This window comes from Paraburkholderia sp. BR14320 (assembly GCF_040948665.1).
In the GTDB taxonomy this organism is placed as follows: Bacteria; Pseudomonadota; Gammaproteobacteria; order Burkholderiales; family Burkholderiaceae; genus Paraburkholderia; species Paraburkholderia youngii.
The window spans coordinates 46,756-68,100 of sequence record NZ_JBFPKG010000038.1; the positions used below are offsets into that span (position 1 = coordinate 46,756).

General features: G+C 65.3%; 17 protein-coding genes. 11 read left to right on the forward strand and 6 right to left on the reverse strand.

What is annotated here, in order from left to right:
* The first annotated feature begins 4 nt into the window (after positions 1-4).
* The 5 genes from AB3X89_RS28175 (at position 5) to AB3X89_RS28195 (ending at position 5,508) form a co-directional block, all read left to right on the forward strand.
* On the forward strand, positions 5-1,567 hold the full coding sequence (locus AB3X89_RS28175) for an SH3 domain-containing protein (protein WP_368586211.1): 1,563 nt from the start codon (positions 5-7) through the stop codon (positions 1,565-1,567).
* A 149-nt stretch (positions 1,568-1,716) separates the two neighbouring features.
* Positions 1,717-2,202 (forward strand): VOC family protein, encoded by a 486-nt coding sequence (locus tag AB3X89_RS28180; RefSeq protein ID WP_368586212.1) that lies wholly within the window; start codon positions 1,717-1,719, stop codon positions 2,200-2,202.
* A 67-nt stretch (positions 2,203-2,269) separates the two neighbouring features.
* Positions 2,270-2,743: a VOC family protein gene (locus tag AB3X89_RS28185; RefSeq protein ID WP_368586213.1), complete on the forward strand. Its 474-nt coding sequence runs from the start codon at positions 2,270-2,272 to the stop codon at positions 2,741-2,743.
* 91 nt (positions 2,744-2,834) lie between these two features.
* Positions 2,835-4,055 (forward strand): MFS transporter, encoded by a 1,221-nt coding sequence (locus AB3X89_RS28190; RefSeq protein ID WP_368586214.1) that lies wholly within the window; start codon positions 2,835-2,837, stop codon positions 4,053-4,055.
* 595 nt (positions 4,056-4,650) lie between these two features.
* Complete coding sequence (locus tag AB3X89_RS28195) at positions 4,651-5,508, forward strand: FecR family protein (RefSeq protein ID WP_368586215.1); 858 nt, start codon at positions 4,651-4,653, stop codon at positions 5,506-5,508.
* 3 nt (positions 5,509-5,511) lie between these two features.
* On the opposite strand, the gene AB3X89_RS28200 is transcribed toward AB3X89_RS28195, so the two are convergent.
* Positions 5,512-6,444: a recombination-associated protein RdgC gene (locus tag AB3X89_RS28200; protein WP_176366918.1), complete on the reverse strand. Its 933-nt coding sequence runs from the start codon at positions 6,442-6,444 to the stop codon at positions 5,512-5,514.
* Positions 6,445-6,637: 193 nt separating this feature from the next.
* Between AB3X89_RS28200 and AB3X89_RS28205 the strand changes: the two genes are divergently transcribed.
* Complete coding sequence (locus AB3X89_RS28205) at positions 6,638-7,204, forward strand: ester cyclase (RefSeq protein WP_368586216.1); 567 nt, start codon at positions 6,638-6,640, stop codon at positions 7,202-7,204.
* 98 nt (positions 7,205-7,302) lie between these two features.
* Positions 7,303-7,629, forward strand: a complete 327-nt coding sequence (locus tag AB3X89_RS28210; RefSeq protein WP_368586217.1) for a hypothetical protein — start codon at positions 7,303-7,305, stop codon at positions 7,627-7,629.
* A gap of 46 nt (positions 7,630-7,675) precedes the next feature.
* Here the strand turns inward: AB3X89_RS28210 and AB3X89_RS28215 are convergent, their stop codons facing one another.
* Entirely contained in the window at positions 7,676-8,521 is an 846-nt protein-coding gene (locus AB3X89_RS28215; RefSeq protein ID WP_368586218.1) for a glycosyltransferase family 2 protein, read from the reverse strand.
* Positions 8,522-8,809: 288 nt separating this feature from the next.
* Here AB3X89_RS28215 and AB3X89_RS28220 point away from each other — a divergent pair, with 288 nt between their 5' ends.
* Positions 8,810-10,111: an O-antigen ligase family protein gene (locus tag AB3X89_RS28220; protein WP_368586219.1), complete on the forward strand. Its 1,302-nt coding sequence runs from the start codon at positions 8,810-8,812 to the stop codon at positions 10,109-10,111.
* Between the two features lie 45 nt (positions 10,112-10,156).
* Here AB3X89_RS28220 and AB3X89_RS28225 read toward each other — a convergent pair whose 3' ends face one another.
* Positions 10,157-11,251 carry a glycosyltransferase family 4 protein gene (locus AB3X89_RS28225; RefSeq protein WP_368586220.1) on the reverse strand — a complete coding sequence of 365 codons (1,095 nt, stop codon included), beginning with the start codon at positions 11,249-11,251 and terminating at the stop codon, positions 10,157-10,159.
* A gap of 179 nt (positions 11,252-11,430) precedes the next feature.
* On the opposite strand from AB3X89_RS28225, the gene AB3X89_RS28230 reads away from it, so the two are divergent.
* The gene (locus AB3X89_RS28230) at positions 11,431-12,456 is read left to right on the forward strand and encodes a glycosyltransferase family 2 protein (protein WP_368586221.1); all 1,026 of its coding nucleotides are present in this window, start codon (positions 11,431-11,433) and stop codon (positions 12,454-12,456) included.
* A gap of 48 nt (positions 12,457-12,504) precedes the next feature.
* Here AB3X89_RS28230 and AB3X89_RS28235 read toward each other — a convergent pair whose 3' ends face one another.
* Together AB3X89_RS28235 and msbA are read right to left on the reverse strand one after the other, a co-directional pair.
* Positions 12,505-13,557, reverse strand: a complete 1,053-nt coding sequence (locus AB3X89_RS28235; protein ID WP_368586222.1) for a glycosyltransferase family 2 protein — start codon at positions 13,555-13,557, stop codon at positions 12,505-12,507.
* A 150-nt stretch (positions 13,558-13,707) separates the two neighbouring features.
* On the reverse strand, positions 13,708-15,501 hold the full coding sequence (msbA, locus tag AB3X89_RS28240; protein ID WP_368586223.1) for a lipid A export permease/ATP-binding protein MsbA: 1,794 nt from the start codon (positions 15,499-15,501) through the stop codon (positions 13,708-13,710).
* A 244-nt stretch (positions 15,502-15,745) separates the two neighbouring features.
* Between msbA and AB3X89_RS28245 the strand changes: the two genes are divergently transcribed.
* Positions 15,746-16,507 (forward strand): glycosyltransferase family 2 protein, encoded by a 762-nt coding sequence (locus tag AB3X89_RS28245; protein WP_368586224.1) that lies wholly within the window; start codon positions 15,746-15,748, stop codon positions 16,505-16,507.
* A gap of 58 nt (positions 16,508-16,565) precedes the next feature.
* On the opposite strand, the gene dnaE is transcribed toward AB3X89_RS28245, so the two are convergent.
* Positions 16,566-20,135 carry a DNA polymerase III subunit alpha gene (gene dnaE, locus AB3X89_RS28250; RefSeq protein ID WP_368586225.1) on the reverse strand — a complete coding sequence of 1,190 codons (3,570 nt, stop codon included), beginning with the start codon at positions 20,133-20,135 and terminating at the stop codon, positions 16,566-16,568.
* A gap of 305 nt (positions 20,136-20,440) precedes the next feature.
* On the opposite strand from dnaE, the gene AB3X89_RS28255 reads away from it, so the two are divergent.
* Positions 20,441-21,304 (forward strand): sulfurtransferase, encoded by an 864-nt coding sequence (locus AB3X89_RS28255; RefSeq protein WP_018431567.1) that lies wholly within the window; start codon positions 20,441-20,443, stop codon positions 21,302-21,304.
* Positions 21,305-21,345 lie beyond the last annotated feature (41 nt).

Consider the following 21,345-nt stretch of genomic DNA (forward strand, 5'->3'; position numbering starts at 1 on the left):
CTTTATGTCAGTCGCCGTTCTCTCCCGTCGTGCCTGCCGCACCGCCATGGTATGCGCCGCCGTCACGATGCTCGTCGCGTGCGGCACGCCAGCACCGCCGCATCGCACGCAAGCGTTCGTCGACAACGTCACGCTGTTTCCACTCGCCAATTACGACCAGAACGTCGATCACTGGCTCGAACCGAACAGCCCCGACTTCGACCGGCCGTTTCTCAGCGCTGCCGAGCAGCGCGCACATTTCGACGCGCTGTTCGCACGCTACTTCGGCACAGGCGAGAACGCGCCGTCGCCATGGAATCCCGCCTGGGTGACCGCACGCGTGTTTCGCGAGCAGGGCGAGGACATTGCCGCACTGCAACAGCGCCGCATCGACAAGTTCGACAACACCGGCAAGCATGGCAGCGTCATCGGTTACGGCGAAAACTTCCGGCCGCACGACAAGGCGTGGATCGAGGCGATCGCGCGCAACATCAACGTCGCGCAGTTCACGCAAGCGCCGGCGTATCAGCCCGAGCGGCGCGCGATCGCGACCGGCAACCTGATGGTGCGCGAGCTGCCGACCACCGATCCGTCGTTCTATGACCGTCACCTGGCCGGCGAAGGCTATCCGTTCGACAACCTGCAGATCTCGGCGGTCCGGCCCGGTACGCCTCTCTATGTGCTCGGCAGCAGCGTCGACGGTGCATGGCATTACGTGCAGACGCCTGACGTGCAGGGCTGGGTGCGCAGCGACGGCGTCGCGTTCGCCGACGATCGTTTCATCGATCAATGGCGCGCGGCGGCCGGCAAGTCGCTGGGGGCGGTGATCGTCGCATCGGCGGCGGTCAACGACAGCCGCGGCGTGTTCCGCTTCAACGCGCCGGCCGGGACGATGCTGCCTCTGCTGACGGGCGCCTCGGCATCGCCGGCGGCGAGCAGCACCAACGCGGGCACGCTTCAGTTCCTCGTTCCCGCGCGCGACGTCGACGGCCGCGCGCTGATCCGCACCGCGTCGCTCGACGCCACGCAGATCACGCCGATGCCGCTCGCCGCGACGCCGCGCCATCTCGCGATGCTGTTAAAGGCGCTGATCGGCCGGCCGTACGGCTGGGGCAATAGCGGCCTGTACAACGACTGTTCGTCGGAACTGCAAAGCATCTTCGCCGCGTTCGGCGTGTGGCTGCCGCGCCATTCGTCGACGCAGATGAGCGCCGGCCGCATGGTCGATCTGTCGGACTCGACGCCCGCCGAGCGGCTCGACTATCTGGCGCGGCATGGCGTGCCGCTGCGCACGCTGATCTACATCGGCGGCCACGTGATGCTGTACCTCGGCAACACGACGCGCAACGACGCCACGGTCCCCGTCGTCTATCAGGACGTATGGGGCCTGCGTCCGGCCGACAACAGCCGGCGCGCGGTGATCGGCGGCTCGGTAATCCTGCCGCTCGACGAGCGCATCCCCGAGGACGCGACGCTGCAGTCGCTCGCCGCGACGCGGACCTTCCAGATCAGCATCCTCGGCGCACCGGCCGGCAGCGCGGCGCCCACGTCCGCGCCACCAGCGGACGAGGAGAATCCGGCGGGGTAAATCGCGAGGGCGGGTCGCCCTCGCCCGGGCCCAAAAATATTTTTCCCGGAGTGTCGATCCAACGGTCACAAACTCGTCGTAACGTTGAAGACCCAGCTCACGCAGCCGGTCTTTCCACTGAGGAACCGTTACTTCAAGGAGTCACCGTCATGTCCAGCGCCGCAGTCAAACCGATCCCGGAAGGGATGCACTCGCTCACGCCGTACCTGATCTGCAAGAACGCCGCCGAAGCGATCGCGTTCTACACGAAAGCCTTCAACGCCGTCGAACAGGTCCGTCTGCCGGGCCCCGACGGCAAGGTGATGCACGCGACCCTGAAAATCGGCGACTCGATGCTGATGCTGACCGACGAATGGCCCGAGCACCAAACCTTCGGCCCGAACACGCTGAAGGGCACGCCGGTCACGATTCATCACTACGTACCGGACGTCGACGCGAGTTTCAAACAGGCGGTCGACGCCGGCGCGACCGTCACGATGCCCGTCACCGATATGTTCTGGGGCGACCGCTACGGCCAGGTCAAAGACCCGTTCGGCCACAGCTGGTCGCTCGCGACGCACAAGCGCGACCTGAGCACCGAGGAAATCCAGAAGGCGATGGCCGAGATGGATTGTTCGTCGCAAGAGAAGAAGTGAGCTGAAGGTGGGCGTCGGGCGAACGCACGCCCGGCCCCACCGACACCCGTCCCGAAGGAGCAACGTCATGCAGAAAATCGCGCCGTGCCTGTGGTTCGACGGCAATGCGGAAGAAGCCGCGGAGTTCTACACGTCGGTGTTTCCGGCCTCGCGCATCGCCACTACGCTGCACTCCACGGACGCCGGCCCTGGACCGGCAGGCGAGGTCGTCGCCATCACATTCGAAATCGAAGGCCAGGAGTTCATGGTGCTGAACGGTGGCCCGCAATATAAATTCACGCCGGCCATCTCGCTGATGGTTCACTGCGACTCGCAGGAAGAAAGCGACCACTACTGGTCGAAGCTGCTCGACGGCGGCGAGCCGGTGGCGTGCGGCTGGCTGCGGGACCGCTTCGGCGTGTCGTGGCAGATCACACCCAACGTTCTGCTGCGGATGCTGCGCGATCCGGATCGCGCAAAGGCAAGCCGCGTGATGGCGCAGATGATGAAGATGGTCAAGCTCGATATCGCGCCGCTGGAACAGGCGTATCGCGGCGAGTAGGACGGCGTCAGCAGCGAGCGCGCCGCCTTCCCCCGCTTGCGCGATCTTTTGATAGGATCGGTCTCGACCCCAACACGGCGAGACATCCACGGTGCGCGTCAACCATCAGGCGTTCTTCTGCTCGCTGTTCATCGCGCGTCTCGCCGATCAGATCCTGCTCTTTCTGGTGCCGCTCGTCGTCTATCAAACGACGCGCCAGGTCTCGTGGTCCGGCCTCGCGTTCTTTATCGAAACGCTGCCGCGCTACCTCGTGTTCCCATTCTTTGGCGCGCTGTGCGACCGCTTCCCACCGCTACGTCTGATGCGACTGAGCCAGGCAGTGCGCGCGCTCGCGTGCTTCGGCGGTATCGCCGCGTATGCGCTGTTCGGCGGCATCGGCTGGCTGATCGCGCTGTCGGCCGCGTGCGGTGTGCTGACGAGCCAGGGGCTCGTCGCGCGCGAGGTGATGCTGCCGCAGATCTTCAGCACGCAACAGATCCAGAAGGTGCTCGCGTATTCGCAACTGGCCGATCAGCTCGGCTTCGTGCTCGGGCCGATGCTCGCCGCGCTGCTGCTCGGTGTGTGGCGTTGGGAATGGGTGGTCGCCGCGACCGGCGTGCTGTTTCTGTTTGCCGACGCGGCGCTGTTCGTCTGGCAGCGACTGAGCGGTTTTCGCGCGCCCTCGCCCGGGTCCGCTCAATCGCTCGCGCCTGCCGCTCACTGGGGCACGCCGCTGCGCATCGCGCTCAATCACGTGTGGACGCTTCCGGGTTTGAAAAAGGTCATCATGCTCGCGGCCGCGGAGAACCTCGTGATCGGCGTCACGCTCGCGACATCGGCGGCGATGGTGACGGGCTTGCATGCGCAATCCAATCGCTACTACGCAGCTTTGCAAACGGCCGGCGCGGTCGCCACGGTGCTGGTGCTGCTGACGGTGGCGCGCGCCGGCTGGCCCGCGCGCGTGCTCGGTCTCGTCGCGTTCGTGACGATCTGCGCGGGCGGCGTGATCGCGGGCGCGAGCGCATCGCCGTGGGGCTATGCGTTGGGCTTTCTGCTGATCGTCGGCTTCGACAAGATGTTCAACGTCTACATTCGCAGCGCGCGTTTGCAGATCATTCCGCCCGAGGACTACGGCAAGACGATCGGCGTCGCGATTTTGCTGAACAATCTGACGCAGCCGCTCGCTGGCCTGCTGGTCGGCGTGTTCTCCGCTCGTACGCAAACGGGCCCACTGATCGTCGCGCTGTCGCTGACGATGGGCGGCATCGGCGCCGCGGTATCGATCGGCTCGGCGCTGCTGCGGCGCAAGCGCGCGTGGGCGCTCGAAGACTGACAGCGCTTCGACCCACGACGACACACGCGCCAAGTTACCCACAGATTTTGTTGGCAAATCTGTGCATAACTTCCCGGAAAAAGCCGCAAGCCTTTGATACGGCTGTCGTTTTTTCGTCTGCATCGAAGGTGCGGCAGCGCACGGAGTTTTACCGGGGTTCATGGTCGAACGGAAGCCATGATGCGTGACAGGTTGAAACGCAACCGGGAGCGCGCCCGCGCGCTGGACGGCGACGATCCGCGTGACCCAGCGAATAGTTTCAGCCGGCTTCACACACCAGTCAGCTAAGCCCGGCACACTGTAATTCATGACGAAAAGGCTACGTTCGCTTGCGGCGCAATTAGCCGTATTTCACGCGAAACATTCATGAGAAAGTAAAGCCACATGCATAGCGTAGTTTTTTTGTATCGGTGACAATGTGTCTACCAGACCTGAAATTACCGAGTGCGCGCGCGCAATTCCAATGTGAACTCAGGTTCACATTCAATCGAAAATGGTCAATTCAATAGACATAAATTGTCAAATGTGATTTTCAAAATTGAATTGATAAATCACATCTGTCAATTGCGTTCAGAATGAAGCACATTTAATCAAAATGCTTCGCGAGTCGAATACGGAAAGACGAGCCAATCATGAATTGCGGCGCGAAGCCGGCACCGCGCTACGCGAAGACGCGGGGGTTGCCGGCATTTCGACGGGACGGCGACGCGCGCTGAAGGCGCTGTCGTGGCTCGCAATCGCCACGTCCGCTGGCTGGGTCGCGAGCCGCCCGCCGTGGCGCACTTGGACCGCCGACTTCCGCACCGCGACCGGCGAACTGCACGACCTACTGCTCGCGGACGGCTCCCAGATCACGCTGGCCAGCGCGAGCGCGATCGACGTTGCGTTCAAAGCGAACGTTCGGCGCATTCATCTGCTTGAAGGGGAAATCATGGTGCGGCCCGTGAGCGATGTCCGCGGCGCCACGGGCACGCGGACGACTCATCCGCCTCTCCTCGTGCAGACGGCCGAAGGCGTCGTCGAAGCGCGTGGCGCGCAGTTCAGTGTGCAGCAACGGGATGGTTTCACGCGCGTGGCCGCGTTTCGCGGCGACGCGCTGGTGACGCCGACAGCAACCGCGGCGCTGATGCTGACGCAGGGCCAATGTTGCAGGTTCACGCGCGACGGCATCGCGGCACCGCTCACGCTCGACCCACGCGAGGCGATGTGGACACGTGGCCTGCTCTACGCGAACGACACGCGTATCGCGGACCTCGTCGATGAACTCGCGCGCTATCGCGCCGGCGTATTGCGCTGTACCGACGACGTCGCCGATCTGCGCGTGTCGGGCATTTATCAGCTCACCGATAGCGACGCGACGCTCGCGCTGCTGCAGCGGATCTACCCGATCCATCTGCGCTCGATCACGCCTTACTGGACTCTCGTCGAAGCGCTCGACAGCGCGAGAGTCTGACGCTCAAGCCGCCACGGCCTGCGGCAACGCGAACCCTTGCTCGCCCTGCTCGCCGCCGAGCGCATCGATCAGATCGCGCAGCATGCGGTCGAGTTCGGCCGTCATCAGCGCGACGTCGGAATCGAAGCGTTCGTCGTCGTTCTGCGCGGTCGGGTCGCTCGCTTCCTTGAGCACGTCGAGCGGCGCGATGCGCTTGATCGTCAGCGACGGCGTCAGCACGAACGACACGCGATCGTTCCACGTCATCGCCAGCCGCATGCATTGCTTGCCCGCCTCGATGTGGCGGCGCATGTCTTCGGCGTCGAGCGCGTGTCCGACATAGCGGACCGTCGCGTTGCCTTCGGCGGGCGAACGCAGCTCGGTGTCCTGATCGAGCGTGAAACCCGCCGGCGCGTCGCCGTCGAGCAGCCAGCCGGTCATCGCCGCGACCGGCGACTGCGCGACGCGCACCGTCATCAGCGGCAACTGGTCGATCGACTTGACGAGCAGACCGCGCACATCGTCGGCGAGCGCCTGCGACGCCGCGTCGATCACGAGCCAGCCATTCGTGCAATCGATCCACACGCGCGTATCGCGGCGGATGCTGAACGCGCGCGGGCGCAACTCGTCGGTGACCTGCTCCTTCAGGTCGCGCATCTGCTTGCGGCCCGGCTTGAAGCCCTGCTGCTCCTCGAGCTCGGCCGCGCGCTCGCGCGTGATCTGGGTGACCACCGACGCGGGCAGCAGCTTCTTCTCGGCCCGGAACGTCAGCAGCATCTGACCGTTCATTGCGTAGACGAGCGAGTCGCCGTCGCGCGGCGGCGCCCAGCCCTGGGCCTGCATCTCGACGCTCTGGCCGGGCGCGAACGCGTACGGCGCGAGCCACTTCTGCATCTGTTCAGGGGTGACGGACCACGGAGCGGGCAGACGGTGCAGCTGAAGGTTTTTGAACCACATGAGCGAAGTCGGATTTAGGCAAAGCGCAGCATTTTATCCGACGGGAACCAGCCGGGGCGTTCTGGCAGACGCGAACATGGAGGTGAGGTATTTTCAATTAAAAAATGAGAATCCTTCCATCGACAGGCCAATTATCAAACGCGACCGATGCCAGCAAACTGCGTTTCATCAACTCACTTCCAAGGAGCGCATCATGAGCAACGCTACGATTTCCCGTCTTGCCCGTCAGGCTCTCGTCGCCGTCAGCGTTGCCGGTGCGCTCGGCGCACAGGCTGCGGATTCCGCGCCAAGCGCCAACGACGCCACGCTGCCCACGCCGCACCATCTGGCCGTCGACAGCACTTCCCCGCAAGGCGCCGCAGTCGTGCTCGCTGCGCGCCGCTACGCCGGGTTCTGGAACACGGGCGACGAAGCGTATGCGCGGCTCGCGCTGTCGCCCGAGTTCATCGACCGGACGCTGCCGGACGGCCGCCCGCAGGGCCCGAACGGTCCGCTGGAAGCGTCGAAGGGATTCCGCGCGGCGGTGCCCGACCTGCACGCGGACATCGACGATCTCGTCGTCGCCGGCGACCGCGCGTCGGTGCATCTGCACTTTCGTGGCCACTTCACGGGCGAGTTTCAGAACCGGAAGGGCAACGGCCAGGCCGTCGACTTCCAGGCGTTCGATCTGTATCGCGTGCAGGATGGCCGGATCGTCGAAAACTGGCACCTCGAGGACAATCTGACGGTGCTGAAGCAGCTCGGCGCGATCAAACCGTAGTCCAAGCCGTCACGGTTTGGCCGTAGCCGCGCGCCCCGCGCGTTTTGGCGGCAAATCACCTAGACTTTTGGACAGGACAGACCCAGACGGAGGCGGTCATGGCCGACCAAACCGCAAGTTGGCAGACGGTGCAATACGAGGGCTTCGAGATACACGTGTCGCCCGTCGAGAAGGACCCGCCCGACCCGGCGCACGCCGCCGATTCGGCCGCGCATAAGAGCCGCTACACGTATCTCGGCTACGTCTGCCATCCGGGCGCCAATCCTCAGCTTCCCGGCCATGCGGTGCCGTTTCACGCGGACGGTGAAGAGAGCTTCGCGAGCCTCGACGACGCGCTATACGAAGCGGTGCACGTGGGGCGCAGCATTATCGACGGCACGCATCCGGACCTGACGGTGCTGCCGCTCGTGACAGGCGGCGTTTGACAGGCGTCGTACGTCGAGCATCCGCTGCTTTGCGGTTCGACGCCCGTCAGCCCAACGCGCGCTTGATGCGCGACTTCAGCAGCGCACGACGCAGCCGGCCGGTGCGCTCCGGCTCGCTGACCGCGAGCGCGCCGTCGATGGCGGTGCCGCGGCGCAGGTAATAGCGGTCGAACGTCGCCTGCGTCATTCCCCACTTGTTGAGAAACTGGCGGCGCCCGTCGTTCTTCACGATCTTGCCGGTGCTCTTCTGCTGGAAGTGATAGACGAGACTGTCGCCGACGCCGACGAACACGCGGCAGCCCGCGTCCCACAGCTTCATCGAGAAATCGTTGTCGCTGCTCATGCCGGGGCTCAGCTCGCTGCTGTAGCCGCCCAGCTTGAACCACCAGTCGCGATGCACGAGCGTCGGCGGCCACGTCGCGCCACGCCAGTCGGCACGCACGAGGCTGGGCGCGGCAGCGACCAGCTCGTCGGCGCGAAACACCTGCGCATCGCGGCCGAAGTCGCGCACGACCACGCATGGATTGCCCGAATCGACCGGCTCGATCATCGTGCCCGACAGCATGAACAGCCCGTCCGCCGGCATCTGCGCGAGACGCTTGACGAGCGCTTCATCCCAGCCGGGACAGCAGTACATGTCGTCGTTCATGTAGACGATGTAGTCCTGCGTCGCGCGCGCCGCCGCGATATTGACCGCGTGGCAGATGCCGATATTGCCTGGGGACGCCGTGTGCTCGATGCCCTCGTCGCGCACCCACGCGAGCGTGCCGTCCGAGCCGTCGTTCACGTGCACGATGATCTGGTGCGGATACGTCGAATGACGGCGCAGGCTTTTGATCACGAGGCGCAGATAAGGCAGGTTGTTCCAGGTCGGGATGATGATTGAGAACATCGAGTCGGTCCGTTGAGCTGGGCGCGGGGCGCGGCACGCGCCGCACGCCGGCCATGAATGTCGCGCGATTGTACCGCCCCCCGCCCGCACGCACGACAGGCGCCGCCCGCCGCCGCGCCGCATACCGCGGGCCGACGGAACCTTAGCGCGTGCGGCGGCAAGCATTCCGCAAGGAAGCGCATGGTTATAATCCGGATCGCTCTGCCGTCTTGAAAAACCTCAAATGGTCCGGCGTCCCCTGCAATTTCACCACCGGAACGGTAGTGTGCTCATCGATAACGTAGACCTATGATTTTTGCTTCCAGTCTCGTCTGGCTCACGTCGGCGCTGCTGTTTCTCGCGCCCGCGGTCAATCTCATGTGGCGCGGCGGCACCGGCTACTGCTTTTTCGCACTCGTCGCGCTCGCGCTCGGCGCGGCCATCGTCAACCGGCGCATGCCGGGCTATTTCTCCGCGTTGCGCACCTATCGCTGGTTCACGATCGGCATGCTCGCGTTCGTCGTCGGGATCGGCGCGCAGCAGCTGGTGCTCGGCTACTGGATGCCACGCGAACTCGACTCGGTCGCGCGCTTCGTGTTCGCGCTGCTGGTGTTCCTGCTGCTGCGCCAGTTGCCGTCGCGCAATCTGCGCATGATCGGCTGGGGCTGTGCGGCCGGCGCGCTCGCGGTCGGCGCATGGGCGATCATCAATCAGCCGCCCGGCGGCTGGACCGATGGGAACCGCCTGAACAACTCGTACACGAACGCGATTCCGTTCGGCGATACCGCGCTGCTGCTCGCGTTCCTGTCGGTATTCACGCTCGGCTGGGATAATCCGCGCGACTGGCGCGTGCTCGTGCCACGCGTGCTCGCGCTCGTGTCGGGCGGCTATGCGTCGTTTCTGTCGGGCTCGCGCGGCGGCTGGCTTGCGGTGCCGGTGTTCGTCATGCTGCTCGGCATGCAGTACCACTGGTTCACGCGGAAAAAGCGCCTGCTGGTCGCGACGCTCGTGATTGCGATCGGCGCGGGCGGCCTGTTGTCGACCGAACGGGTTCAGAAGCGCTTCGCCGAAGTGCCGAACGATGTATCGATGATGCACAAGGGCGAAGACTACACGGCCACCGGTCTGCGCCTGCAACTGTGGAACGCGTCGCGGATGATCGTCGAGCGGCATCCGGTGTGGGGCGTCGGCAAGGGCCATCTGGTCAACGAACTCGGCGCGATGGCCAAGCGCGGCGAGGTGAAGGCCGAGATCGTCAACGAACGCGCGCATAGCGACTTCTTCTCGACACTGGCCGAGATGGGCGCGGTCGGCGTGGTCTGTCTGCTGCTGTTCTACTACGGCATGACGGTGTATTTCTGGCGACACCGGCATGCGAGCGACCCGGCGATTCGCGCGGCGTCGTATTCGGGTCTCGCGGTCGCATCGAGCACGGTGATCTTCGGGCTCACGATCGACGTGCTGGTGCCGGTCATGGTGACGGTACTGCTCGCGCTGCTGGTGGCGACGCTGCTGGCGATGATCGATGCACGCAAGCGCGAGTTGCGCAGCGAAGCGCCGACCGCGCCCACACCCGCCGCGCTCGTGCGCGAGACGCAGCCGCGCGACTGATTCTGTTTTGACGAGAAGCGCCGACCCGAGCGCGGAGCGCCGCCGTCATCCTCGCGTGAACACCTCGTAAAGCGCCGCGACATGCGCGTCGACGCTCGGGTCGTACACGAGGCTGTCGCGCGGTACCGCGATGCGCGCAGCGCCGCTCTTCACGCGTTCGACCGCCTGCCCGATCGCGCGCTCGAAACTGCCGTCGGACTGCCGCGAAAACTCGATCTTCGCGGCGCCGGTCACGGTCTCCGCCGAGCCGACGTTCTCGGCGATCACGAGCGGCGTGCCGCACATCACCGACTCGACACCGACGAGCCCGAACGGCTCGTACGCCGACGCGACGACCGTGAAATCGGCGGCCGCGAACAGCTTCTCGATCTCCTTGCTGTAACCCGCGTAACGGATTGTGTCGCCGGTTTTCGGCACCGGGCGGCCCGCGACGACGAGGCAGACCGGCAGCGTCGTGCGCGAGAAAAACGCTTCGAGCAACGGATAGCCCTTGCGCTCGTGGCTCGTCGACGAGAACACGAACATCACGCGATCGTCGGGCACGCCGAGCTGGCGGCGCACGGCCGCGCGCGCGGCGGCGTCGAGCGGCTTGAAGCGCGCGGTGTCGACGGGCGGATAGAGCACGTCGATGCGCTGAGCCGGCACGTGATAGAAACGCTGCAACTCGCGGCTCATCAGTTGCGAATGCGCGACGATCGCACGCGCCCGCGTATAGACGCGCCGCTCGAGCTCGATCTGCCATTCGTCGCTGCGGCGCGCGGTGCGGCCCGCGGCTTCGAGCGAGCCCGGATGCGTGCCGCCGCACAACGCGACGTCGGCATGCGTCGAGTGATTGATCGAGAACACGCACGCCGGACGGTGCCGCTTCAAACGCTGCTTAAGACGCCAGTCGAACGCGAGGTTGCGCAGCTTGCGCGGCGCCCAGCGCACGTTGAGCGGCTGCGCATCGATCCACGCGGCCTCGGGAAGCGCGCGGTCGATCTCGCGCGCGAACAGCGTCGGGCGCAGACCGAGCCGATGCAGGCCGGCGATCACGTCGCGCGTGTAGCGCTCCGCGCCGCCGCTGTTCTTCAGCGCCTGCGCGGTCAGCGCGATATCGGTGAGGGGCCGGTGGTTCGGGTCGAGGGTCGGCTCTGACAAGGATCGGTCTCGGTGAGGCGCACGCGCGGACGAGGCCGTGGGTGCGCAGTTTCGGGGCAGTGGCAATTGTAAAGGATGGGTTTCGCCGGGTTCAGCTCGCGGTATTCGGGATTGCGGTGCGTCGCGCGGCGCGGCCGTCAGCGGCTAGAATCTAGGCCAATCGCCTTCTCACCGACTCCATGACAGATAGCCTGCCGCACCTCGCAACTCCTGCAACGGCCGACACCGACCGCCCCCTCGTCTCGATGCTCGTGGTCGCCTACAACCAGGCAGAGCAGATCGGCGACGCCGTGCGCAGCGCGCTCGCGCAAACCTACGAGCCGCTCGAAATCATCGTCTCCGACGACGCGTCCAGCGACGCGACCTACGCCGCTATCGAAGCGGCAATCGCCGGCTACAGCGGGCCGCATCGCGTGATCGCGCGGCGCAATACTGTAAACCAGGGCATCAGCGCGCACCTGTCGCAACTCGCGCAGTTGGCGCAAGGCGAGTTGCTGTTCGTCGCGGCCGGCGACGACATGTCCGCGCCCGAGCGCTGCGAGCGCGTCGTCGACTGCTGGCTCACGCATGGACGCCGCCCCGACCTGATCGCCACCGACCTGGCCGACATGGACGAAACAGGTCACGTGCACGAGCGCGTGAGCCCGACCGAGCTCGACCGCTATCGCAGCTTCGACGACTGGCTCGTCGCGCGTCCATGGCTGATCGGCGCCGCGCATACCTGGTCGCGACGCCTGATCGAGCGCTTCGGGCCGATGCTGCCGGGCGCCGCCGCCGAGGATCAGATCATGGTGCTGCGCGCGATCCTGTCGGGCGGCGCGATCAGCCTGCGCGAGCCGCTGGTGCGCTACCGGCGCGGCGGAGTCTCGCGCAAGCGCCGTTATCAGTCGGTCGATGAGCTGATCGCGCGGATGCGGCAGAGCAATCGCTACGGACTCGCGGAGCTCGCGCAGCTGCAGCGCGACGCTGAGATCGCCGGTGTCGGCGAACGCATGCGCGCGGCGATGGCGCCGAAGCTCGCGCGTGAGCAGTTCATCCACGCGATGTTCGAAGCGGGCAGCCTCGGCGAACGCATTGGCCTCGTGACGCGCAGCACCGGCGTGAAGCTCGGGCTTCGGATTCGGATGTTTCTGTACGCGAGTTGCCCGGTGGTTTATGCGCCGGGCATCTGGATCAAGCGGGTCGTGCGGGGCGGAAAGGCCTGAGGACGACGGTAAGGTCTGACCGCGCTTTGCGACTCGACGCGACGCGGCTCACGAAGAAACTCGGCGCGACATGCCCCGCCGCTGTCGCAAGCGTCGCGCGAGACTCGGCCTCCCTACTTCGACGCCGAAGCTCAGCACACTCGCGCGCAAGCGCCGCAGCATCTTCACCGAGCGCACGAAGGTCTCGCCGGTGTGACTGGTCATCACGAACTCGAACGCGCCGCGCCAGCTCGCGACACCACGCGAAAACGCATACATGTCGTAACGCGCATCGACGGGCAGCTCTGCGCCGAAGCGGCGCGCGAACACCCGCACCTGATCCGCGATGGCCTCGATCTGCCGCCGTCGGCTCGCGCCGCGCCGCCGTGCCGCCTCGGCGCCGCATTCATCACGCACCGCGCGCTGGTTGGTCGCGCTCGCGCCGACCGCGTTGGCGTCGTGCTGCCGATACTTCAGATGCGGCGCCGCGACGTGGCGAATTTCGCCGAACGACGCGACCACCATCGCGAGCCACCAGTCGTGCATCACGATGCCGGGCGGGAACGGCAGCGCGCGTTCGAGCGCCGCGCGGTTGACGAGCATCGCGCAGCCGGGCACATGGTTGCTCAGCAGAAAATCGCGCAAGCGCGTCGCGCAGCGCGACTTCGCGGTGATATCGAACAGCGAGCGCGACAGACGGCAAAGCGTCGAATCGACGAGCTCGATGTCGCAGAACGCGAGCGCCGGCGTCGCGGCGCCGTCGCCTGCACTTTCCGCGCGACGCACCTCGCGCATCAGGTCGGCGACTTTCTCGGGCGCCCAGACGTCGTCCTGGTCGGCGAGCGCGATGTAGTCGCCGCGGCAGCCGGCGAGCGCGCGTTCGAAATTGCCGACGATGCCCGCCCGGGTGCCATCGCCGACGAGCCGCACCGGCACGCGCCCCGTATATGACGCGAGTAGGTCGCGGGTGCCGTCGCAGGAGGCGTCGTCGGATACCACGACTTCGAGATGCGGCCAGGTCTGCGCTTCGAGCGAAGCCAACAGTTCGGGCAGATAAGTGCGACCGTTGTACGTCGCGAGTGCGATGGAGACGAGCGGCTTGCTCGGATCGTCGTCAAACATAGGCAGTCGATTTCCGCCAGGCGGACCGTGATTGCCCGCCGGCATGCGATGAGCGCCGAAAAAGCGCGATAAATTGAGACTTGAACACAACACCGGCCCAGACAATGGGCCGGGTAGGCGAATCAGCGGTTAGGGCCACAATGTGCCGGATCAAACCGGGCTTTGCTGGAACTGGATGCGATGCAGATGCGCGTACAAGCCGTCGTGTTCGAGCAGCTCGCGATGGCTGCCACGCTCGACGATCCGCCCCGCTTCCATCACGAGGATGCGGTCGGCGCGCTCGATGGTCGACAGACGGTGCGCGATCACGAGCGTCGTGCGGCCCTTCATCAGCGTTTCGAGCGCCGCCTGCACGTGGCGCTCGGACTCGGAATCGAGCGCCGACGTCGCTTCGTCGAGAATCAGGATCGGCGCGTCCTTGTAGATCGCGCGCGCGATCGCGAGACGCTGGCGCTGGCCGCCCGACAGCATCATGCCGTTGTCGCCGACGAGCGTCTCTATACCCTGCGGCATCGCCTGCACGGTGTCCCATAGGTTCGCCGCGCGCAACGCCGCCTTGACCTTCTCCGCATCGACCTCCTGGCCGTACGCGACGTTGTGCGCGATGGTGTCGTTGAACAGCACGACGTCCTGGCTCACCATCGCGATCTGGCTGCGCAGCGCATGCAGGTCGTACTCGGGCAGCGCGACGCCGTCGACCAGAATCGCACCGCCGGTCGGATCGAAGAAGCGCGGCAGCAGGTTCACGAGCGTGGTTTTGCCGCTGCCCGACGGACCCGCAAGCGCAACCATCTCGCCCGGGGCGACCTTGAACGACACCTGGTCGAGCGTGTGACGGTTGTGCGTGGAGCTGGTGCCGTAGGTGAACGACACGTCGCGGAACTCGACCTCACCGCGCGCGCGAGCGAGCGGCTTGCCGCCGCCCTTCGGCTCGGCGGGCTCGTCGATCAGACCGAAGATCAGCTCGGCCGCGGTCATACCGCGCTGCAACGGCTGGTTCACATCCATCAGATGCTTGAGCGGCGAAATGATCAGCAGCATCGACGTGACGAACGCGACGAAGCCGCCGACCGTCGTCTGATCCGACGACGACTGCACCACCGCGATCGTGATCACGACCGCGAGCGCGATCGACGCGAGGAACTGCGTCAACGGCTGCGCGAGGCCGCCGGACACCGTCATGCGCATCGCGTAGCCGCGCAGGCGCCGGCTCATCGAGTTGAAGCGGTCCATCTCGTACTGCTCGCCGTTATGCACCTTGACGACCTTGTAGCCGCCCACCGTCTCCTCGACGATGTACGACAGCTCGTTGGTGAGCAGCTGATGCTCGCGGTTCAGGCGCCGCAGCCGGCGATTGATCTTGCCGACCAGCCAACCGATGCCCGGCAGCAGCACCGCGACGATCAACGTCAGCCGCCAGTTCAGATAGAACAGATAGCCGAGCAGGAAGATCACCGTCAGCGAGTCGCGCACGAGCGTGACCATCACGCTCAGCAGCACGTTCAGGATCTGGTTGACCTCGAAGACGATCGCGTTGATCACCGTGCTCGCGGTTTCACGCTGGAAGAACGCGACGCTCGTGTGGATCATGCGGTCGAACATCTTCAGACGCAGTTCGAGCAGGATCTTGTTCGACACGTACGCGAGCAGATAGCCGGATGCGTACTGCGACACGCCGCGAATCAGCGCGAGGCCGATCACCGCGATCGGTACGAGCCACTTGGTCTTGTCGACCGCGTGCGAGCCGAAGCCCTTGTCTAGCAGTGGCTTGAGCAGTGCGGGAATGGCGGCGTCGGTGCCGGCGCTCACCGCCATCGCGACAATCGCGCCGACCACGACCCACAGCAGCGGCTTGATGAATGGCCACAGGCGCCGCAGGACGACGGCCGGCGACGACGCATCGCCTGAACCCATGGGTTTGCTTAACGTTGGCTTCGCGCTCAAGGAATCCTCTGGAAATGCGGAACGGCGAGCACGCGGCGCAGGGTTGGGCGGCCGCGTGGAATATCAAAAAAGAGCATTGTAATCGGTTGCAGATGACGGCCGGCGCCCGGCGCGCGACGGCATGCGCGCAACACCTTGGCGGACACGCGCTGTGGTGTAGGGCCGGATGGGATGTGTATACTCGCTGCTCGATTGCCGGGTCGCGGGACCCGCTCCGTCACTTCGTCCTCCACGCAACTCAGGTATGCAAGAAACCACTCTTGGCGTTGCCATCATCACCCGGAACGCGGCGGCGCGGCTCGCCGAATGCCTGCAGGCCGTGGCCTTCGCCGACCAGATCGTCGTGATCGACGGCGGCAGCACCGACGGCACCGCCGACATCGCTCGCGCGCACGGCGCACGCGTCATCGAACAAACGGACTGGCCGGGCTTCGGCCCGCAAAAGAACCGTGCGGTCGATGCACTGACCACCAACTGGATCCTGTCGCTCGACGCCGACGAAATCGTCACGCCGGAACTTGCCGCATCGATTCGCGCGACGCTCGCCGCACCCGCCGCCGACGTCTACGCGGTGGATCGTCTGTCGAGCTTCTGCGGCCATTGGGTCCATCACAGCGGCTGGTATCCGGACTGGATTCCGCGCCTTTTCAAACGCGGCACCGCGCGCTTCTCCGACGATCTCGTGCACGAGCGCCTCGTGTTCGATACGCCCGCGCAACGCCTGACCGGCAAGCTGATGCACTACTCGTACGAGGACTTCGAGGGGGTGCTGCGCAAGCTCGACGCGTATTCGACGGCCGGCGCGCGGCAGCGTTACGAGGCCGGCCAAAAAGGCAGCATTCGTCTTGCTATCGGGCGCGGCCTATGGGCGTTCGTACGGACTTATCTGCTGCGGCGCGGTTTTCTGGATGGCCGCGCCGGGCTGATGATCGCGCTGTTCAATGCGGAGACGGTGTACTACCGGTTTCTGAAGCTGGCGCGGCTCGAAAAAACCGGCGGGCGATAAGCCGAGCTCAGATTAGCCGGTACCCGCGGCACCGGCCGATCCACACCGCCGACCTCGCTCAATACACGATCTCGATCGAGCTTCCCGCAAACTCGCCGCGCAGCGCGGCGAGCAGTTCGTCGGTCGGCTTCACGCGCCACGCGTCGCCCAGACGCATTTCGCCTTGCGCATGCTCGCTGCGATAAACCACCTGCACCGCGAGCCCATTCGGAATCTGCACCGCCTGACGCTGACGGCCGCCATCGCCGCCGAAGCCGCCACGCCCACCGCCATTGCCGCCGCCGTTGCCACGTGTGGCGGCCGCCGGTGCGGCTTGCTCGTCCTTGCCGGCGGTGTGAGCTTCGAGCACCCGGCGCAATGCCTGCGCGTTAGCGTTGCCGTTCATCTGCACCTTCAGCGAGTCCGCGTAGCGGCAGCGTGCGCGGCCGAGATCCATCACCGTTTCGACGGTGAAGCGGATGCCGCCCGTAAACGCGTCGTTACGCGCCTGGCCCTGCACGATCAGCAGTTCGTCTTCCTTGAACAGCTGCTTGTGTTCTTCGAAGACCTCGTTGAAGACCGTCACTTCGCACTGACCGGTGCCGTCGTCGAGCAGCGCGATCAGCATCTTGCCGCGCTGGGTCATCTGCGTGCGCAGCGACACGATCACGCCCGCAACCAGCTTGTCGCGCCCTTCCTTCAGCTCGCCGATCTTCTGGCGCACGAAACGGCGCACTTCGTCCTTGTAGGCATCGAACAGATGGCCCGACAGGTAGAAACCGAGCGCGGCCTTTTCTTCCTGCAGCTTGCGCTTTTCCGGCCACTCGGGTTCGTCGACGAGTTCGTGGCCTTGCGACGGCGCGTCGCCCATGTCGAACAGACCCGCCTGCAGCGCATTGGCCGCTGCCTGCTCGGCCGCTTCCATCGCCAGCGACACCGAGGCGATCAGCTGCGCGCGGTTCGGATGCAATGTGTCGAACGCGCCGGCGCGAATCAGCGCTTCGATAGTGCGTCGATTGACGATGCGCCGGTCGACGCGATTGCAGAAATCGAAGATGTCGATGAAGCGGCCGTCCTCGCGCGCGCGCAGGATTTCTTCGATCGCGTTCTGGCCGCTCCCCTTGATCGCGCCCAGACCATAGCGGATCGTGCGCGAGCGCTTGCCGTCGGCTTCGGCGACCGGCTCGAAGCGATACGCGGACAGGTTCACGTCCGGCGGCAGCACGGCCATCTTGTTCGCGAGACAGTCTTCGAACAGGATCTTGACCTTGTCCGTGTCGTCCATCGCGAGCGACATGTTGGCCGCCATGAATTCGGCCGGATGGTGCGCCTTCAGCCACGCGGTGTAGTACGCGAGCAGCGCGTAGGCGGCCGCGTGCGACTTGTTGAAGCCGTAGCCCGCGAACTTCTCCATCAGGTCGAAGATTTCGTCGGACTTCTCGCGCGTGAGGCCGTTCCTGGCCGCGCCTTCCGCGAAAATCTCGCGGTGCTGGGCCATCTCCTCGGGCTTTTTCTTACCCATCGCGCGACGCAGCAGGTCGGCGCCGCCCAGCGAGTAGCCGCCAATGATCTGCGCCATCTGCATCACCTGCTCCTGGTAGACCATGATGCCGTAGGTCTCTTTCAGAACAGGTTCGACGCGCGGGTCGGGATATTCCACCACCTCGCGGCCGTGCTTACGCGCGCAGAAGCTCGGGATCAGGTCCATCGGACCCGGGCGGTACAACGCGACGAGCGCGATGATGTCTTCGAAGCGGTCGGGCTGCGCGTCCTTCAGCATGCCCTGCATGCCGCGGCTTTCCAGCTGGAACACGGCGACCGTGTTCGCTTTCTTCAGGATCGAGAACGACGCGGGGTCGTCGAGCGGCACCTGGCCTAGCGACCAGTCCTGCTTCGACGGATCGAGCCGGCGGATATAGCGCTCGGCCCAATCCAGAATGGTCAGCGTGGTCAGGCCCAGAAAGTCGAACTTCACGAGGCCGACCGCCTCGACGTCGTCCTTGTCGTACTGGCTGACGACGCCGCTGTCGTCGCCTTGCGTGTAAAGCGGGCAGAAATCGGTCAGCTTGCCGGGCGCGATCAGCACGCCGCCCGCGTGCATACCGACGTTACGCGTCAAGCCCTCTACGCGCTGCGCGAGTTCGAGCAGCTGGTGCACTTCGTCTTCGTTGTCGAAGCGCTCCTGCAATAGCGGCTCTTCCTTCATCGCGTCGGCGATGGTCACGTGCTTGCCCGGCTTGAACGGGATCAGTTTCGCGACGCCGTCCGTGAACATGTAGCCGAGATCGAGCACGCGGCCGATGTCGCGCACCGCCGCCTTCGCCGCCATCGTGCCGAACGTCGCGATCTGCGACACCGCGTTCGCACCGTACTTTTCCTTCACGTACTGGATCACGCGATCGCGGCCGTGCTGGCAGAAGTCGATATCGAAGTCGGGCATCGACACCCGCTCCGGATTCAGGAAACGTTCGAACAGCAGGTTGTAGCGCAGCGGATCGAGATCGGTCACGCCGAGCGCATAGGCGACCAGCGAACCCGCGCCCGAACCGCGGCCAGGACCGACCGGCACGCCGTTGTTCTTCGCCCAGTTGATGAAGTCTGCAACGATCAGGAAGTAGCCCGGAAAGCCCATCTTGATGATCGTGCCGCACTCGAATTCGAGGCGCTGGTAGTACGTCGCGCGCTGCGCGTCGCGCTCGGCCTCGTCCGGGTACAGCTGTTCGAGCCGCTTTTCGAGGCCTTCTTTCGACAGCTGCACCAGGTAGTCGTCGAGCGACATGCCGTCGGGCGTCGGAAAGAGCGGCAGCTTCGGCTTGCCGAGTTCGAGCGTCAGATTGCAGCGCCTCGCGATCTGCACCGTGTTCGCGAGCGCCGAAGGAATGTCCGCGAACAGCGTGGCCATTTCCTGTTGCGTGCGGAAGTACTGCTCGGCCGTGAAGCGCTTCTGGCGACGCGGATTCGCAAGAATATCGCCTTCGGAAATACACACGCGCGCTTCGTGCGCGGTGAAGTCGTCCGGCGTCATGAACTGCATCGGGTGCGTCGCGACGACCGGCAGTTTCAGCGATGCCGCGAGCGCGACCGCCTGCTGCACGTACTGCTCGCCGCCAGGCTGACCGTAGCGCTGCAGCTCGATATAAAAGCCGCCCGGAAACACCTTCGCCCAATGCCGTGCATTGCGCTTCGCCGCCTCTTCGTTGCCCGCCGCGAGCGCAAGACCGATGTCGCCCTGCTGTGCGCCCGACAGCGCGAGCAACCCTTCGCCCAACCCGGTTTCGAGCCAGCCGGCTTCGATTTCCGCACGGCCGCGATACTGGTTCGTCAGCGAGGCCTTGCTGAGCAATTCGCAAAGGTTCAGGTAACCGCGGCGGTCTTTGACCAGCAGCAGCAGACGGGAAGGCTTGTCGCGGTCGTCCGGATTGGTGATCCAGACGTCGCAGCCGGCAATGGGTTTGACCCCTTTGCCACGCGCTTCCTTGTAGAAACGGACGAGGCCGAACGCGTTGCCGAGGTCGGTGAGCGCGAGCGCGCCCTGACCGTCTTTGGCCGCCGCCGCGACGATGTCGTCGAGACGCACGATGCCGTCGGCAATCGAGAATTCGGAGTGAACGCGGAGATGGACGAAGCGGGGATCTGACATGGGCGACATTGTAACCCCACCCTTCCGCAGATTTCAGGTCAAAACGGCGCGTTGGCCATCCGGCCAGGACGAGGTCGGCGAGAGCGTTGTTTGCGCTAGCGCAACCCATTAGCCATTCGGCCAGGCCGGGGAAAATCCCCGGTTGAGGGATAATAGAGGTTTCGCCTGTTTCGGCCTCGCCATTCAACTGGCAAATACGCGGCAAACGCGCGCGAAACCGCGCGCCAAACCCCGGGTCTTATACGGGGGGCGCGACAGCGGCGGCACGGCCCGCCGCCCTTTGCCACGCTGGCCATCTTTACCGCAGAACACACATGAGTATCGTCAACCTCGCCGCGTATCAATTCGCGACCATCGAAGACACCGCCGCCTGGCGCCCATTCGTCACCGAACGCTGCAATGCGCTCGGCCTGCGCGGCACTATCCTGCTCGCGCCGGAAGGCATCAACCTGTTCATCGCCGGCACGCGCGAGAACACCGACGCGTTCATCGACTACATCCGCCACGACGCGCTGTTCGAAGGCAAGTTCGCGAATCTGCAGTTCAAGGAAAGCCTGTCGGACAAGCAGCCGTTTACGCGCATGCTGGTCAAGCTCAAGCGCGAAATCATCACGATGAAAAAGCCGGCGATCCGCCCCGAGCTCGGCCGCGCGCCGTTCGTCGACGCGCCCACACTGAAGACCTGGCTCGACCGCGGTCACGACGACGAAGGCCGTCCGGTCGTGATGCTCGACACGCGCAACGCGTTCGAAGTCGACGTCGGCACGTTCGACAACGCGCTCGACTATCGGATCACGAAGTTCAGCGAATTCCCCGAGGTGATCGAGAATAACCGCGCCGACCTCGAAGGCAAGACGGTCGTGTCGTTCTGCACGGGCGGCATCCGCTGCGAGAAGGCCGCGATCCATATGAAGGACGTCGGCATCGAGAACGTGTACCAGCTCGAAGGCGGCATCCTCAAATACTTCGAGGAAGTGGGCGGCGCGCATTATCACGGCGACTGCTTCGTGTTCGACTATCGCACCGCGCTGAATCCGCAACTCGAACCGACCGCGACCGCGCAATGCTTCGGCTGCCGCGCGGTAGTCACGCCCGAGCAACAGCAATCGCCGATGTACGTCGCGGGCAAGACCTGCCCGGCGTGCCATCCGGACAGCAAGGCCGCGTGCGCCGCGTAATGACAGCCGGGGTGCCTCGCGGCGCGGGCGCCCCGCCTGAC

What these genes read in the sequence shown, in the direction of transcription:
- AB3X89_RS28175 (WP_368586211.1), top strand. Translation starts at nt 5, where the DNA reads ATGTCAGTCGCCGTTCTCTCCCGTCGTGCCTGCCGCACCGCCATGGTA.
- AB3X89_RS28180 (WP_368586212.1), top strand. Translation starts at nt 1,717, where the DNA reads ATGTCCAGCGCCGCAGTCAAACCGATCCCGGAAGGGATGCACTCGCTC.
- AB3X89_RS28185 (WP_368586213.1), top strand. Translation starts at nt 2,270, where the DNA reads ATGCAGAAAATCGCGCCGTGCCTGTGGTTCGACGGCAATGCGGAAGAA.
- AB3X89_RS28195 (WP_368586215.1), top strand. Translation starts at nt 4,651, where the DNA reads ATGCTTCGCGAGTCGAATACGGAAAGACGAGCCAATCATGAATTGCGG.
- AB3X89_RS28200 (WP_176366918.1), bottom strand. Translation starts at nt 6,444, where the DNA reads ATGTGGTTCAAAAACCTTCAGCTGCACCGTCTGCCCGCTCCGTGGTCC.
- AB3X89_RS28205 (WP_368586216.1), top strand. Translation starts at nt 6,638, where the DNA reads ATGAGCAACGCTACGATTTCCCGTCTTGCCCGTCAGGCTCTCGTCGCC.
- AB3X89_RS28210 (WP_368586217.1), top strand. Translation starts at nt 7,303, where the DNA reads ATGGCCGACCAAACCGCAAGTTGGCAGACGGTGCAATACGAGGGCTTC.
- AB3X89_RS28215 (WP_368586218.1), bottom strand. Translation starts at nt 8,521, where the DNA reads ATGTTCTCAATCATCATCCCGACCTGGAACAACCTGCCTTATCTGCGC.
- AB3X89_RS28220 (WP_368586219.1), top strand. Translation starts at nt 8,810, where the DNA reads ATGATTTTTGCTTCCAGTCTCGTCTGGCTCACGTCGGCGCTGCTGTTT.
- AB3X89_RS28230 (WP_368586221.1), top strand. Translation starts at nt 11,431, where the DNA reads ATGACAGATAGCCTGCCGCACCTCGCAACTCCTGCAACGGCCGACACC.
- AB3X89_RS28235 (WP_368586222.1), bottom strand. Translation starts at nt 13,557, where the DNA reads ATGTTTGACGACGATCCGAGCAAGCCGCTCGTCTCCATCGCACTCGCG.
- AB3X89_RS28245 (WP_368586224.1), top strand. Translation starts at nt 15,746, where the DNA reads ATGCAAGAAACCACTCTTGGCGTTGCCATCATCACCCGGAACGCGGCG.
- dnaE (WP_368586225.1), bottom strand. Translation starts at nt 20,135, where the DNA reads ATGTCGCCCATGTCAGATCCCCGCTTCGTCCATCTCCGCGTTCACTCC.
- AB3X89_RS28255 (WP_018431567.1), top strand. Translation starts at nt 20,441, where the DNA reads ATGAGTATCGTCAACCTCGCCGCGTATCAATTCGCGACCATCGAAGAC.